General features: G+C 70.5%; 14 protein-coding genes. 10 read left to right on the top strand and 4 right to left on the bottom strand.

The features are described 5' to 3' along the window. The 8 genes from GGQ54_RS08780 to GGQ54_RS08745 all read left to right on the top strand — a co-directional run bounded on the left by GGQ54_RS08780 (position 1) and on the right by GGQ54_RS08745 (position 7,798). The gene (locus tag GGQ54_RS08780) at positions 1–1,497 is read left to right on the top strand and encodes a glutamate-cysteine ligase family protein (protein WP_179445047.1); all 1,497 of its coding nucleotides are present in this window, start codon (positions 1–3) and stop codon (positions 1,495–1,497) included. Then, complete coding sequence (locus GGQ54_RS08775; protein ID WP_179445046.1) at positions 1,497–1,856, top strand: universal stress protein; 360 nt, start codon at positions 1,497–1,499, stop codon at positions 1,854–1,856. The genes GGQ54_RS08780 and GGQ54_RS08775 overlap by 1 nt, the downstream gene beginning before the upstream one ends. Before the next feature lie 184 nt (positions 1,857–2,040). Then, on the top strand, positions 2,041–3,558 hold the full coding sequence (locus GGQ54_RS08770; protein WP_179445045.1) for an RNA polymerase sigma factor: 1,518 nt from the start codon (positions 2,041–2,043) through the stop codon (positions 3,556–3,558). 97 nt (positions 3,559–3,655) lie between these two features. After that, complete coding sequence (locus tag GGQ54_RS08765) at positions 3,656–4,078, top strand: helix-turn-helix domain-containing protein (RefSeq protein WP_179445044.1); 423 nt, start codon at positions 3,656–3,658, stop codon at positions 4,076–4,078. A 36-nt stretch (positions 4,079–4,114) separates the two neighbouring features. Then, on the top strand, positions 4,115–4,699 hold the full coding sequence (locus GGQ54_RS08760) for a PIN domain-containing protein (protein WP_179445043.1): 585 nt from the start codon (positions 4,115–4,117) through the stop codon (positions 4,697–4,699). Between the two features lie 16 nt (positions 4,700–4,715). Next, positions 4,716–5,348, top strand: coding sequence for an IMPACT family protein (locus GGQ54_RS08755; RefSeq protein ID WP_218843792.1), 633 nt, complete (start codon positions 4,716–4,718; stop codon positions 5,346–5,348). Between the two features lie 25 nt (positions 5,349–5,373). Next, entirely contained in the window at positions 5,374–6,798 is a 1,425-nt protein-coding gene (locus GGQ54_RS08750; protein WP_179445042.1) for a serine hydrolase domain-containing protein, read from the top strand. Between the two features lie 10 nt (positions 6,799–6,808). Then, a complete protein-coding gene (locus tag GGQ54_RS08745; RefSeq protein ID WP_179445041.1) occupies positions 6,809–7,798 on the top strand; it encodes a DUF4185 domain-containing protein in 990 nt (329 codons plus the stop codon). On the opposite strand, the gene GGQ54_RS08740 is transcribed toward GGQ54_RS08745, so the two are convergent. Next, positions 7,762–8,628 carry an LLM class oxidoreductase gene (locus tag GGQ54_RS08740; protein WP_179445040.1) on the bottom strand — a complete coding sequence of 289 codons (867 nt, stop codon included), beginning with the start codon at positions 8,626–8,628 and terminating at the stop codon, positions 7,762–7,764. The genes GGQ54_RS08745 and GGQ54_RS08740 overlap by 37 nt on opposite strands. 53 nt (positions 8,629–8,681) lie before the next feature. After that, positions 8,682–10,358, bottom strand: coding sequence for an ATP-binding cassette domain-containing protein (locus tag GGQ54_RS08735; RefSeq protein ID WP_179445039.1), 1,677 nt, complete (start codon positions 10,356–10,358; stop codon positions 8,682–8,684). A 139-nt stretch (positions 10,359–10,497) separates the two neighbouring features. On the opposite strand from GGQ54_RS08735, the gene GGQ54_RS08730 reads away from it, so the two are divergent. Continuing rightward, a complete protein-coding gene (locus tag GGQ54_RS08730; RefSeq protein WP_179445038.1) occupies positions 10,498–11,085 on the top strand; it encodes an NADPH-dependent FMN reductase in 588 nt (195 codons plus the stop codon). A 92-nt stretch (positions 11,086–11,177) separates the two neighbouring features. On the opposite strand, the gene GGQ54_RS08725 is transcribed toward GGQ54_RS08730, so the two are convergent. Beyond that, positions 11,178–11,375 carry a DUF7455 domain-containing protein gene (locus GGQ54_RS08725; RefSeq protein ID WP_179445037.1) on the bottom strand — a complete coding sequence of 66 codons (198 nt, stop codon included), beginning with the start codon at positions 11,373–11,375 and terminating at the stop codon, positions 11,178–11,180. Positions 11,376–11,598: 223 nt separating this feature from the next. Between GGQ54_RS08725 and GGQ54_RS08720 the strand changes: the two genes are divergently transcribed. Beyond that, positions 11,599–13,740: a DNA gyrase/topoisomerase IV subunit B gene (locus tag GGQ54_RS08720; protein ID WP_425487399.1), complete on the top strand. Its 2,142-nt coding sequence runs from the start codon at positions 11,599–11,601 to the stop codon at positions 13,738–13,740. A gap of 15 nt (positions 13,741–13,755) precedes the next feature. Here GGQ54_RS08720 and GGQ54_RS08715 read toward each other — a convergent pair whose 3' ends face one another. Beyond that, positions 13,756–14,463: a VIT1/CCC1 transporter family protein gene (locus tag GGQ54_RS08715; protein ID WP_179445036.1), complete on the bottom strand. Its 708-nt coding sequence runs from the start codon at positions 14,461–14,463 to the stop codon at positions 13,756–13,758. Positions 14,464–14,508 lie beyond the last annotated feature (45 nt).

Below are 14,508 nucleotides of genomic sequence, written 5' to 3'. Positions count from 1 at the left end.
ATGGGTTCGGAGGTCGAAGGGGCCGACTACACCGACGAGGACCGCGCCCGGTTCACCGAACGGGTCGAGGACTGTCTCGGGGTGCTGGACGAGATGCTCGCCACCGACACCTTCGAGCACGCCCATCCGCGCGCCGGGATGGAGGTCGAGATCTATCTCGTCGGCGCCGACGGCCGGCCGTCGATGTCGAATGTCGACGTGCTCGCGGCGATCGACGACAAGGCCTTCGTCTCCGAGCTGTGCCGGTTCAACATCGAACTCAATCTGACCCCGCGCCACCTCGGGCCGGGCGGCATCCTGACCTTCGAGCATGTCGTCCGGTCGTCGCTGAACGATGCGGCGGCGCGGGCCGAGCCGCTCGATGTCGGGCTGGCCGCGATCGGCGTACTGCCCACGGCGACCCCCGCCGACGTGACCAGCGAGACGCTGACGCCCAATCCGCGCTACGCCATGCTCGACACCTACATGCGGTGGCTGCGCGGCGCGCCGTTCGAGATCGTGATCGACGGGCCGGAGCCGCTGCGGGTGAGCAGCGACTCGATCGCCCCGGAGGCGCTGTGCACGTCGATGCAGATCCATCTGCAGGTCTCCCCGGCCGACTTTCCCGGCTACTGGAACGCCAGCCAGGCGATCGCCGGCGTGCAACTCGCGCTGGGTGCGAACTCGCCCTACGTCTTCGGACATCGCTGGTACGCCGAGTCGCGGATCCCGCTGTTCGGGCAGGCGACCGACACCCGGACGCCGGACGAGCGCGCCGCCGACGTCACCCCGCGGGTGTTCTTCGGCGACGACTGGATCGGGTCGCCGATGGACCTGTTCCGGGCGAACATGCGCTACTCGCCGCTGCTGCCGGAGGTCTCCGCGCAGGATCCGCGGGCCGCCCGCGCCGCCGGCGAGGTGCCGGATCTGGCGGAACTGACGCTGCACAACGGCACCATCTACCGCTGGAACCGGCCCGTCTACGACCACACCCCGCCCGGCCCGCATCTGCGGATCGAGAACCGGGTCCTGCCGGCCGGCCCGACCGCGGTCGACATGATGGCCAATGTCGCGCTCTATGCCGGGCTGACCCGCGAGCTGGCCGAGCGGGCCGCGGAACTGTGGCCGGACGAGCCGTTCGACTGGGCGCGCCGCAACTTCGAGGCGGGGGTACGCGACGGCATTGACGCCACCCTGAGCTGGCCGGGGGTGGGCGAACGGCCGGCGCGCGAGCTGGTTCCGGAGGTGCTGTTGCCGCGCGCGGCCGCGGGGCTGGCGGCCTATGGCGTGGATGCGGAGAACATCGCGCACTACCTCGGGGTGATCGAGGGCAGGTGCGCGACCGGGCAGAACGGCGCGGCATGGCAGACTGCCGAGGTAGCTGCCCGCGAGGACGCTGGCATGAGTCGCGACGAGGCGCTGGCAGGCATGGTCCGTGCGTACCTCCTGCGGATGCATCGCAACCAGCCCGTGCACACCTGGCCGGTATTCCCGGCGAGTGAGGAGGAACCGGTCTGATGTCGGTGGTAGTGGGATATTCGACGAAACCCGAGGGACAGGCCGCGCTGACGGCCGCCATCGCGGAGGCACGGCTGCGCTCCACATCGGTGCTCGTCGTCCCGAACACCGACGCCGACGACCCGGGCGCGCATGCCGCCGAGTTCGAGGTGGCCGGAGTGGCGTGGGAGACCCGGCCGTCCTCGCCCGAGGGCGCCATCGCGGAGAACCTGATGGAGATCGCCGATGCCGAGGGCGCCGAGCTGATCGTGATCGGCCTGCGCCGCCGCTCCCCCACGGGCAAGCTGTTGCTGGGCATGCACGCCCAGCGGGTGCTGCTCGATGCCGGCGTACCCGTGCTCGCGGTGAAGGGCGACTGACCTCCGGGCGCCCGGGGACCTGATTGTCGACATGGAGGAGCCAGACCTCCGACCCCTGGCTTCTCGTTTGGGTAGTCGCTCCGCGCGTGCCAGAATGGCGCAGCGGAGCACCATTGACTTCCGGCTGGTGGTGTGCGCCCGAAAATCGAACAGCACGAGTCGAGCATTTTTCGAGAGGTTCTCTGTGACACCCGCCCCCAGCGAACAGCCCACCAGCGACGCGACCCCGGTCGCGGCCGCGGCGGCCCGGTCAGCCAAGGTCTCGGCTCCCGCGTCGGGATCGCGTACCGCCAAGAAGACAGGCACCGCGGCGAAGTCCGGGACCACGCGCAAGACCGCGGCGGCGAAGTCGGGCGAGTCCGGGTCGGCGTCGAAGAAGACGACCGCGGCGAAGCCTGCCGCCAAGTCGGCCCAGGCCAAGGGCGCCCCGGCGAAGAAGGCGCCGGCGAAGAAGGCGGCCGCCAAGAAGGCCCCGGCCAAGAAGGCGAGCACCAAGAAGGCCCCGGCGAAGAAGGCCGCCGGCGAGGCGGAATCCAACGGGACGAGCCCCGCGACGACCAAGGGCGATCTGGTGAACAAGATCGGTACGCCGGACGTGCAGGTCGAGATCGACGGCGACGAGGTGGTGCTGCGGGTCGGCAAGAAGGCCGGCCTGGACGATGTCGACGATGCGAGCTTCGACCAGGCCAAGGAGGCCAAGGACGAGAAGGAGCTCACCGAGGACCAGGGCTTCAGCCTCTCCGATGCCGACGATGCCGACGAGCCCGAGCAGCAGGTGATGGTCGCGGGCGCCACCGCCGACCCGGTCAAGGACTACCTGAAGCAGATCGGCAAGGTCGCGCTGCTGAACGCCGAGCAGGAGGTCGAGCTCGCCAAGCGGATCGAGGCCGGCCTGTTCGCCGACGAGCGGCTCGCCGACGACTCCAAGAAGGTCAAGGCGAACGACGTCGAGGAGTACTCCTGGATCGCCGACGACGGCCGCCGCGCGAAGAACCACCTGCTGGAGGCCAACCTGCGCCTGGTGGTCTCGCTGGCCAAGCGCTACACCGGCCGCGGGATGTTGTTCCTGGACCTGATCCAGGAGGGGAATCTGGGTCTGATCCGGGCCGTGGAGAAGTTCGACTACACCAAGGGCTACAAGTTCTCCACGTATGCGACCTGGTGGATCAAGCAGGCGATCACCCGCGCGATGGCCGACCAGGCGCGCACCATCCGCATCCCGGTGCACATGGTCGAGGTGATCAACAAGCTGGCCCGCGTGCAGCGGCAGATGCTGCAGGACCTCGGCCGCGAGCCCACCCCGGACGAGCTGGCCGAGCAGTTGGACATGACGGCGGAGAAGGTCGTCGAGGTGCAGAAGTACGGCCGCGAGCCGATCTCGCTGCACACCCCGCTGGGCGAGGACGGCGACTCGGAGTTCGGCGACCTGATCGAGGACTCCGAGGCGGTCGTGCCGGCCGACGCCGTCAGCTTCACGCTGCTGCAGGAGCAGTTGCACGATGTCTTGGACACGCTGAGCGAGCGCGAGGCGGGCGTGGTCTCGATGCGCTTCGGCCTGACCGACGGCCAGCCGAAGACGCTCGACGAGATCGGCAAGGTCTACGGCGTGACCCGCGAGCGGATCCGCCAGATCGAGTCCAAGACCATGAGCAAGCTGCGGCACCCGTCGCGCTCGCAGGTGCTCCGGGACTACCTCGACTGAGCCGTCTGGTCACTTGTGGTCACTTGTAGGTGACAGGGCGAGCAGTTACAGTTGATCATCGCGAGATCCTGGAAGCGAGCCTGACAAGGACCCGGACATGACCACCACCAGCCGTCAATCGCTGCTCGCGACCTTCGAAGATCGGGCACAGGCAGACCAGTTCGCTGCCTGGATTGAGCAGCACCGGCAGCCGAACAGGTCGGTCTCGGGCGACCTGGACCTCGGGCCCGAGCTCGCCAATCTGCTCCTGCGCGCGCTGCGCACCGTCGCCGACGGTGGGAGCGTCGTGTTGAGTTCGTTCCCGGAACTCCTGTCGACCACGGTGGCCGCCGACGTCATTGGCGTGTCCCGGAGCACCGTCATGCGGATGGTTCGCGATGGCGAGCTGCCGCACGTGAAGGTCGGCTCGCACACCCGGTTGCGCACCGATGACGTCTTCGCCGCTCGCGATCGCCGCCTGCAGCGCAAGCGCGAAGCGCTGCAGGAACTGATCGAGCTGGAGGACTCACTCGGGCTGTGACCGCGGGCGGAAGGCAACGCTCGATAAGGTCGTGACATGGCTGTCACGCGGACCCTGCCGGACGCCAACGTGCTCCACGGCAGAGTCCTCCGTGACTGGCTGTTCCTGCTGAATGACGAGACGGGCGGGCGAGCGTTTCGCCTGTGCTACACCGTGGACATCCTCGCCGAGACGATCAAGGGCATCCGCAGGGCGCGCCCTGACCTCACCGGCGACCAGATCACCGGCATCCACGACAAGATCGTTACCTTGATGGACGAGCGCATTGATCAGTACCCAGCCGGGACAGACGCTCCCGTGAAGGATCCATTCGACCGGCACGTCCACGCGGCCGCCGTCGCCGGTGCCATCGACGCCGTCATCACCAGCGACACAGGATTCCTGGGCCTGCCCGAAAGCGAGAAGGACGCACTGCGGTATGAGATCTATTCTCCGGACGAGTTCTTCCTGCTTGTCGATGACTCCATGCCAGCGCATGTGATGGCGGTGACCGGCCGTCAGCTCGCGCACTTCAGGTCGTCGGGCGACTCTTCAACGCTCTCGGCAAAGCTGCGGGCTGCGGGATGCCCTGGCTTTGCACAACGCGTTCAGCGCCATTGCATCGACCTCGCCTCGCACTGACAGACACACCTCGCCCATGATGCCCACCAGCTATTCGATCATCGGCGCCGACGCCTCGGCGGAGCTGATCGAACGGAAGTCCCGTTTCCTGGCGACGGTACGCCGGGTCGGGGAGGAGGATGCGGCCCGCCGGGTGATCGAGGAGTGCCGGCGTACCCACCGCGATGCCGGGCACCACTGCTCGGCGTTCGCGCTCGGGGTGCAGGCAGAGATCACGCGCAGCTCCGACGACGGCGAACCCGCGGGCACCGCCGGAATGCCCATCCTGGAGGCGATCCGGGCCCGCGGGCTGAGCGACGTCGTGGTCGTGGTGAGCCGCTGGTTCGGCGGGATCAAGCTCGGCACGGGCGGCCTGGCGCGGGCCTACGGCGAGGCGGCCGCCGCCGGCCTGGCCGCGGCGGGTGGTCGCGAACGCGAACTCGTCCGGCACGCCGAGGCGAGCGTCGCCCTCGACCGGATCGGCCGGCTGGACAACGACCTGCGGACCCGCGCCCCCACGCTCGGGCTGACCGTGGACGGGGTCGACTACGGCGAGCGGGCGCGAATCGCGCTCAGCGTGCCCGCCGCCCACTGGTCACGCGCGCAGGCGCTGTTCGCCGAGCTGGGACTCGACCCCGCGATCACCGGGGAGGGCTGGCGCGACCGCTGAGGCGCGCGATGGCAATCTGGGCGCCATGTCCGATCCTGCTCGGCCCGATGCCGACCTGCTCGCCACCGTCTCCGATCATGCTGACCGATGGTTCGCCGGCGGCTCCGCCCCGGGTTTTGCCTGGGGGTTGTTCCGCGACGGCAAGCTGATCGGCACCGGGATGCTCGGGCACGCGGGCGCCGACGGCGCTCCGCCGACCGAGCACACCGCGTTCCGGATCGCCTCGATCACCAAGTCCTTCACCGCCGCCACCGCGCTCGCCCTGCGCGATCGCGGCCAGCTCGACCTCGACGCCCCGGTCACCGACCTGCTCGACTGGCTGGTCGGCCTCGACGTGCCCGACGGCGCCGCACCACCGACCGTCCGGATGCTGCTGTCGATGTCGGGCGGCCTGACCAAGGACGATCCGTGGGCCGACCGGTTGGAGGCGCTCGGCGACGACGAGTTCCGGGCCATGATCAACAGCGGCGTCCGGTTCGGCGCCTGGCCGGGGACGCGCTATGCGTACTCCAATCTCGGCTACGCCCTGGTCGGGCAGGCCATCGAGGCCGCGGCCGGCCGGCCGTTCCCTGCCGTGGCGCGCGAACTGATCATCGACCCGCTGGGGCTGGACCGAACCGGTTTCGACGTGCGGATGGGCGATCCGATCGCGACCGGGTACGCCCGGACCGGGCGGCAGTGGGAGCCGCAGCCGCACACCGCGCCCGGCGCGTTCTCCCCGATCGGCGGCCTGTTCTCCACCGTTGTCGATCTTGCCGCCTGGGCGGGCTGGCTGACCGCCGCCTGGCGCCCGGACCGGTTCGACGACGACGCGCCGCTGTCGGCCGCCACCCGCCGGGAGATGCAACAGATCGTCCGGGCGTACCCGCCGGAGCCCTACGAGGAACACCTGTGGGGAAAGGGATACGGCTACGGGCTGGTGATCGAGGAGTCCGGGCGCGGGCGGACGGTGTCCCACTCGGGCGGCTACCCCGGCTTCGGTTCGCACCTGCGCTGGGACCCGGCCTCGGGGCTCGGCATCGTCGGCTTCGGCAATGCCAGGTACGCCAGCCCGGCGCGGTTCTGCGCCGAGGCCCTGGCGGCCGTGGTTCCGGACGCGCCGGAGGTCGTCCCCTGGCCGGAGACGCTGGCGGCGGCCGACCGCGTGATCGCGGCGATCGGGGCGGGCGATCTCGGCGCGCTGGCCGTCGAACGCGACGCGCTGTCGCCGAATCTGGTCCAGGACGGCACCCTCGCCGAGCGGCAGGCCGAGCTCGTCTCGGCGATCGACTTCCTCGGAGGCCTGCTCGGCGGCGAACCGGTCGGCGCGGCCTCCGACGACCCGTCGAAGCGGTCCTGGGACCTGCCCGCCGGACGCGGAGTGCTGCGCTGCTCCGTGAGCATGAACCCACGGTCGCCGGCCCAGTTGCAGCAGTTGGTGATCAAGCCTGTGCTGCGCGCCGACCTATAGGCTGCGGCGCGTGCAGATCGTCGAGACGACCCGGCTGTCGCGCGTGACCGGGGTGGGCGAGCCCAACGACACCGCCACCCGATTCGGGATCCACGGCACCGACCTGGGCTTCATCTGGGATGCCGGGCCCGGCGCCGGCGGCGACCCGCGGGTGTTCGTGATGTTCGGCGACACCTACGGTGAGGGCTGGGCCGGGCCGGGCGCGGGACCGGCAACAGCGCAGTGGCGCAAGAACACGCTCGCCGTCTCGACCGATCGTGATCTTGGTTCGGGGCTGCGGTTGGACGCCGCCGTGAGCTGGCCCGAACGCGGGATCGCCGCCCAGGTGATCAGATCCCTGCCCCGCTGGGTCGAGCACACCGTCATTCCGTGCTCGGGGATCACGGTGGGCGGGGTGCACTACGTGCACTGGATGTCGATCCTCAGGTGGCTCGGGCCCGGTCGTTGGCGTACCAGCCATGCGGGGATCGCCGTCTCGGTCGACGACGGGCTGAGCTGGCGCAAGCTCGCGCGCTGGTGGAACCCGACCGGTCGCGAGCGCTTCCAGGTCGGCTGCTTCGCCCGCGACGACGAGTGGATCTACCTCTACGGCACGACCAACGGACGGTTCGGCCCGGCCTTCGTGGCCCGGACCCGGCCGGCTGACATCGGCCAGCGGCGGGCGTACCGCTATTTCGACGGGCGGACCTGGGTACGCGGTGCGCACCGCGCGGCGCCGGTACTGCCGGGTAATGTCGGCGAGCTGTCGGTGGCCCGGCATGATCAACACGGCTGGCTCGCGATGCACCTGGACGAGCGACGGGCGGCGATCCTGGTGCGCCGCGCGCCGGAACCGACCGGGCCCTGGACCGACGGCGAGCCGGTCGCGGACGCCGCGGCGTACCCGGGGCTGTACGGGGGTTTCATCCATCCGTGGTGCCTGGCCGGCGGACCGCTGTACTGGACGATGTCGCAGTGGGACGACTACGACGTGTTCTGGATGCGGACCGAGCTGGGCTGATCGGTGTCGTCCAGTGCCTCGGCGATCGCGGCGAGGGCGTCGCGGCCGAGGGAGGCGTCCAACACGATCTGATCGGCGCCGGCGGCCCTGAGCTCGGTGACGCGGGCCGCAATGTCGTCCGCGCCGCCCCAGGCGATCACCGCGTCGATCAGCTCGTCGCCGAGCCCGTCGATCGCGGCCTGCGACAGGCCCGCCCGACGCAGGCTGGCGGCGTACCCGGGCAGGCGCGCGAGGAAGCCGACCGTCGCGTCGATCTGCTCGCGGGTCCGCGCGCGATCGGGCGCGAGTGCCGCGACCTGGTGGACGATCAGCAACGCGTCCGACCCGAGCACGGTGCGCGTCGCGGCGACCTGGCCGGGCGTGACCAGGAGCTGGAGCGCGCCGGCCGTCGCGCGGGCGGCGAGCGCGAGCTTGCGCGGGCCGAGGGCGGCGAGCATCGTCCGCTCCCGCGGTACGCCCGGAATCAGCTCGCCGAGGTAGCGCTCGGTGGCGGCGAGCCCGAAGCCGGCGTCGCCCGTGCCGATGATCAACCGGTCGGGGTATGCCTCGTCCAGCACCCGGAATCGGCGTACCAGCTCATCGGCGGGGTGCACGCTCATGGGCGCGACCGCCGTGCCGACGCCGATCTCGTGGGTGGCGGCGAGCACCCGCTGGACGGGATCGAGCGTCGCCAGGGCCCCGCCGGCGAGCCAGATGGTGGAGTAGCCGAGCCCGGGGAGCTCGGCCAGCCAGGCGGGAGGGTCGGCCGCATCTGGCCCGGACAGGCTGACGCCGAGGCAGCCACTGGGCCACAGTTCTGTCGAGGAGTGGCCGATCACCTGTGCGTGCATGTCGTCGACGCTAGGCGCTCAACCGCGCTTGAGCTCAAGGCCCAACACGGGCCTCATCGAGCGCGACGCACGCGCTCGGAGGTCCAGACCGGTTCCGCCGACTCGCGGACCTCCCCGTCGCCACCGAAGACCAGGAAGCGGTCGAAATCGCGGGCGAACCAGCGGTCGTGGGTGACCGCCAGCACCGTCCCGTCGAAGCCGGCCAGCCCCTCCTCCAGCGCCTCTGCCGATTCCACGTCGAGATTGTCGGTCGGCTCGTCGAGCAACAGCAGCGTGGCGCCGGACAGCTCAAGCAACAAGATCTGGAACCGCGCCTGCTGCCCGCCGGACAGTGACTCGAACGGCTGCTCCGCACTGCCGGCGAGCTCGTAGCGATCGAGTTTGCGGGAGGCCTCCTCCCGCGGCAGGCCCGTGCGGTGATCATCACCGCGGTGCAAGATCTCCAGCAGGGTACGCCCGATCAGCTCCGGATGATCATGGGTCTGGACGAACCAGCCGGGCCGGACGCGGGCGCCGAGCCGGGCGCGGCCGGTGTGGCCTACCGGTTCGATGATCAACTCGCCGACCGGCCGGTGTTCGGTGTCCGGATCGGAGCCGCCGGCCGCCAGCAGCCGCAGGAAGTGCGACTTGCCCGAGCCGTTGGATCCCAACACGGCCACGCGTTCGCCGTACCAGACCTCGAGGTCGAACGGGCGCATCAGGCCGGTCAGTTCGAGATCTTCGATGATCACCGCCCGCTTGGCGGTACGCCCGCCGCGCAGCCGCATCCGGACCTGCTGCTCGCGCGGGATGGCCTGCGGCGGCCCGGCGTCGACGAATCGCTTCAGCCGGGTCTGCGCCGCGCGGTAGCGCGAGGCCATGTCGGCGTTGTAGGCGGCCTTGTTCTTGTACATCAACATCAGCTCGCGCAGCTTGTGATGTTCCTCGTCCCAGCGCCGGCGCAGCTCCTCCAGCCGCGCGAACCGCTCGCGGCGCGCCGCGTGATAGGTGCCGAAGCCGGCCGGATGGACCCAGGCCGTGTTGCCCGCGGCACCGAGCTCCAGGGTGACCACCCGGGTGGCGGTCCGCGCCATCAGCTCGCGGTCGTGGCTGACGAAGAGCACCGTCTTCGGCGACTCGGTCAGCCGACCCTCCAGCCATTCCTTGGCCGGCACGTCGAGGTAGTTGTCGGGCTCGTCCAGGATCAGCACCTCGTCGGGTCCACGCAGCAGTGCCTCCAGGACCAGCCGCTTCTGCTCCCCGCCCGACAGCGTGGTCAGCTCGCGCCAGCGGACCCGGTCGAAACCGACCCCGAGCGCGGCGGTGCAGCAGGCGTCCCAGACGACCTCCAGCTCGTAGCCGCCCGCGTCGGCGTACTCCGCCAGTGCCGCGGCGTACCGCAACTGGGTGGGTTCGTCGTCGGCCTCCATCAGCGCGAGTTCGAGCCGGTCCACGTCGGCGGCGGCCGCGCGTACCCGCGGCGGTGCGACCGACAACAGCAGTTCGCGCACGTCGTCGGAGCCCTTGCCCACGGCCTGGCGCATGATGCCGAGCCCGCCCGAACGCGAGATCGTGCCCCGGTGCGGGTCCAGCTCGCCGGCGATCATTCGCAGCAGGGTGGACTTGCCGGCGCCGTTCGCACCCACGAGCGCGACCTTGGCTCCCTCGCCGACACGGAAGCTCACGTCGTCCAGCAGCCGCCGGCCGTCCGGCAGGTCATGGCCGATCCCGGACAGGTCCACGTGTCCCACGTCGGCCGATCCTGCCAAGCCCCGCGCGTTCTCGCGAACCGTTATCGGGGCCGGCCGGGCCGGCGTACGCCATCGGCCAAACTCGGGAAATACCTCCGGGGGGTTATGCGTTGCAGAGGGCGATCGCGAAGGAGATCCCATGACACAGAACACGGAGAACCGGCCGCACATCGTGTTGGTGGTCGGCAGCACCCGCCCGGTCCGGGTCGGCGACCAGCTCGCCGCGCAGATCGCGCCCGTGCTGGCCGAGACGACCGGCCTGGAGGTACGCACGGTCGACCTGACCGACCTGGCACTGCCGCTGCTCGACGAGCCGGTGATGGCCGCCGCTACCGACGACTACGCCAACGCCCACACCCGCGAGTGGAGCCGGATCGTGCGCGACGCCGCGGCGATCGTCTTCCTGACCCCGCAGTACAACTTCGGCTACCCCGGCGGGCTGAAGAACGCCATCGACTACCTGTACGCCGAATGGCAGGGCAAGCCCGCACTGATCATCAGCTACGGCGGCCGCGGCGGCGGTGCCGGGGCTGCGCAACTGCGCGCGGTGCTCGAGTTCATCGGCCTGCGGCTGACCGACGACGATGTGGCGATCACGCTCGCCCGCGACGCCTACGGCCCGGACGGGCGGCTGGTCGACCCGGCCACCGCCCTCGGCGACACCGCCGAGATCGCCGACGCCGGACGTGCGCTCGGGGCCCTGGTCTCGGCGCCCGCCGTCGGCTGACCCCGCCGTCGGTTGACCAGGCGTACCGACATGACGAGGGCCGGCACCCCGATCGGGGTGCCGGCCCTCGCCGTAGGTCTGTGAGACTGCTCTCAGGCGTGCAGCCGCGCGGTCTCGTCCTGGATCTTGAGCGCTACCTGCTTGAGCTTGGCCTCGTGGGCCTTGTTGTGGTGTGCGCAGAACAGCAGCTCGGCGCCACCCTCCAGGGTGACGCGGACATATGCCTGAGCGCCGCAACGGTCGCAGCGGTCAGCAGCGGTCAGGGCGTCGTCGACGATCGTGTTGCTCACTTGTGGCCCTCCTTCACTCTCGCCAGTCCAACGCCCTCGCGACCGGCGCTATTCCGGTCGGCGCCCATGCCTGGCTGTCGTGATTCGAGGGTACTCGGCGTTGCGGGCAATTCCACCGACATCCACGAGCCGGTGTGTGGCGTATCTCACGTCCGACGTCGGGCGCGGTGCGCCCACCGCGTGGGTACGCCGTCGCGGCGGCCCCCGCGGGTAGCCTCGGCGGGTGCCCAGCAAGCCCGCATCGAAGAAGCCCTCCGCCCGCACCTCCGCGGCGGCGCGCCCGCGCAGCGCCGCGACCAAGCAGGTCGACGGCGGCCGCGACTACGAGGCCCGTCACCTGCTGGTGCTGGAGGGTCTGGAGGCGGTGCGCAAGCGCCCGGCGATGTACATCGGTTCGACCGACACGCGCGGCCTGATGCACTGCCTGTGGGAGATCATCGACAACGCCGTGGACGAGGCGCTGATGGGCTTCGGCGACAAGATCACGGTTTCGCTGAACGCGAACGGCTCCCTCACGGTCGCCGACACCGCGCGCGGCATGCCGGTCGACATCGAGCCGCGCACCGGCCTGTCCGGCGTCGAGGTGATCTTCACCAAGCTGCATGCCGGCGGCAAGTTCGGCAGCGGCTCCTACAACGCCGCGGGCGGCCTGCACGGCGTCGGCGCCTCGGTGGTGAATGCGCTGTCGGTGCGCCTCGACGTCGAGGTGGACCGCAATTCCGCGACCTGGGGGATGTCGTTCTCCCGGGGTACGCCGGGCACCTTCGCCGGCGACGGGCCGGACGCGAAGTTCACCCCCGGCGGGGGGCTGAGCAAGCTCCGGCGCGCCAAGAAGGGGCTCACCGGGTCCCGGATCACCTGGTGGCCGGACCCGCTGATCTTCGGCGCGGAGATGAAGTTGGCGCCGGAGGAGTTGGTCAACCGCGCGCGGCAGACCAGTTTCCTGGTGCCGGGCCTGCAGCTCGACATCACCGACGCGCGGGGGCACGAGCCGGTTGCCGAGTCCTTCCGGCACGACGGCGGGATCTCGGAGTTCTGCGAGTTCCTGGCCCCGGACCAGGGCGTGACCGAGGTGCTGCGGCTGCGCGGGGAGGACACCTTCACCGAGACGGTGCCGATGCTGGACGACGCCACCGGCGCCATGGTCCCGACCGACGTCGAGCGCGACGTGGAGATCGACATCGCGCTGCGCTGGGGGACCGGCTACGACACGGTCACCCGTTCGTTCGTCAACATCATCGCCACCCCCAAGGGCGGCACCCACGTCGCCGGCTACGAGCGCGCACTGACCAAGATCATCGCCAAGACGCTGGACGGCACCCGCCTGCTGAAGAACGGCGAGGAGATCACCAAGGACGACGCGCTGGAGGGGTTGACCTCGGTGGTCACCGTGCGGCTCGCGGAGCCGCAGTTCGAGGGGCAGACCAAGGAGGTGCTCGGTACGCCGGCCGTCTCGCGGCTGGTGGCCAAGGTGGTCGAGGCCGAGCTCGGATCCTTCCTGACCTCGACCAGGGCCGCGGACAAGCAGCAGTCGCGGACGGTGCTCGAGAAGGTCACCGCCGCCATGCGGACCCGGGTGGCCGCCCGCGCGCAGAAGGAGGCGCAGCGCCGCAAGACCGCGCTCGAGTCGTCGTCCCTGCCGTCCAAGCTGCGCGACTGCCGCTCCTCCGACGTGGACCGGACCGAGCTGTTCATCGTCGAGGGCGAGTCCGCGATGGGCACCGCCCAGGCCGCGCGGCGCAGCGAGTTCCAGGCGCTGTTCCCGATCAAGGGCAAGATCCTGAACACCCAGCGCGCCTCGATCGGCGAGATGCTCAAGAACGCCGAGTGCGCGCAACTGATCCAGGTGGTGGGGGCCGGCTCCGGGCGTACCTTCGATCTTGACGCCGCCCGCTACGGCAAGATCATCTTCATGGCCGACGCCGACGCCGACGGCGCGCACATCCGGTGCCTGCTGGCCACGCTGTTCTTCCGCTACATGCGACCGCTGCTGGACGCCGGGCGGGTCTACACCGCCGTGCCTCCGCTGCACCGCTTCGAGCTGAAGAACCCGCGCAAGGGCCAGGAGAAGTACCTCTACACGTTCACCGAGCACGAGTACCAGCGCAAGCTCGCCGAGCTGACCAAGAAGGGGGTCCGGTTCGACGATCCGCAGCGCTACAAGGGCCTCGGCGAGATGAATGCCGACCAGCTCGCCGAGACCACGATGGATCCGCGGCAGCGGACGCTGCGCCGGATCACCGTCGACGACGGCGCCGCGGCCGAGACCACCTTCGAGATGCTGATGGGCAACGAGGTCGGGCCGCGCAAGGAGTTCCTGGTCGACGGGGCATACCAATTGGATGCGGAGCGGATCGACGCCTGATCATTCCCGGCCGTCTCAGATCGCGTGGCCGATCAGCGTGCCGACGCCGTAGCTGATCGCCATCGCCAGGCAGCCACCGCCGATATTGCGCGCGATCGCGCGGGCCCGCGGCGCCCGGCCGAGCCGGGCGCTGATCCAGCCGGTGAGCAGCAGCGCCAGCACGACCGAACCGACCGTGACCGCGATCCGCCAGCTCGGCGGCGGCAGCAAGATCGCCAGCAGCGGCAGCAGCGCGCCGACGGTGAAGCTGATCAAGGACGCGAAGGCCGCCTGCCAGGGGCGCGCCAGCTCGTCGGGATCGATCCCGAGCTCGGCCTCGGCGTGCGCGCCGAGCGCATCGTGTGCGGTGAGTTGCACCGCGACCTCCCGCGCCAGCTTCTCGCTCAGCCCCTTGTCCCGGTAGATCGCGGCCAGCTCGTCGAGCTCCGCCTCCGGCAGCTCGGCCAGCTCGCGGCGCTCCTTGCGCAACAGGGCCCGTTCGCTGTCGCGCTGCGTGCTGACCGACACGTACTCGCCGACCGCCATGCTCAACGCGCCGGCCACCAACCCCGCCCCGCCCGCGATGGCGATCGGCGCGGTATCGGTCGTCGCGCCCGCGGCGGCCATCACGATGCCCGCCACCGACACGATCCCGTCGTTGGCGCCGAGCACCCCGGCCCGTAGCCAGTTCAGCCGCGACGACCAGCCCGAGACGTGCGGCTCGCCCGGATGGGTGGTACTCATCCCACCAGCCTGCCCACACTGGCGTGTCGTTCGCCACGGCGGGCA

Source organism: Naumannella cuiyingiana (assembly GCF_013408305.1).
Lineage (GTDB): Bacteria > Actinomycetota > Actinomycetes > Propionibacteriales > Propionibacteriaceae > Naumannella > Naumannella cuiyingiana.
This window is presented reverse-complemented; position numbering and strand designations above follow the sequence as displayed.

Bases quoted from the DNA above. Each gene is read 5' to 3' on its own strand.
- GGQ54_RS08755 (WP_218843792.1), top strand. From the start codon at position 4,716: ATGATGCCCACCAGCTATTCGATCATCGGCGCCGACGCCTCGGCGGAG.
- GGQ54_RS08750 (WP_179445042.1), top strand. From the start codon at position 5,374: ATGTCCGATCCTGCTCGGCCCGATGCCGACCTGCTCGCCACCGTCTCC.
- GGQ54_RS08760 (WP_179445043.1), top strand. From the start codon at position 4,115: ATGGCTGTCACGCGGACCCTGCCGGACGCCAACGTGCTCCACGGCAGA.
- GGQ54_RS08730 (WP_179445038.1), top strand. From the start codon at position 10,498: ATGACACAGAACACGGAGAACCGGCCGCACATCGTGTTGGTGGTCGGC.
- GGQ54_RS08765 (WP_179445044.1), top strand. From the start codon at position 3,656: ATGACCACCACCAGCCGTCAATCGCTGCTCGCGACCTTCGAAGATCGG.
- GGQ54_RS08740 (WP_179445040.1), bottom strand. From the start codon at position 8,628: ATGCACGCACAGGTGATCGGCCACTCCTCGACAGAACTGTGGCCCAGT.
- GGQ54_RS08775 (WP_179445046.1), top strand. From the start codon at position 1,497: ATGTCGGTGGTAGTGGGATATTCGACGAAACCCGAGGGACAGGCCGCG.
- GGQ54_RS08715 (WP_179445036.1), bottom strand. From the start codon at position 14,463: ATGAGTACCACCCATCCGGGCGAGCCGCACGTCTCGGGCTGGTCGTCG.
- GGQ54_RS08780 (WP_179445047.1), top strand. From the start codon at position 1: ATGGGTTCGGAGGTCGAAGGGGCCGACTACACCGACGAGGACCGCGCC.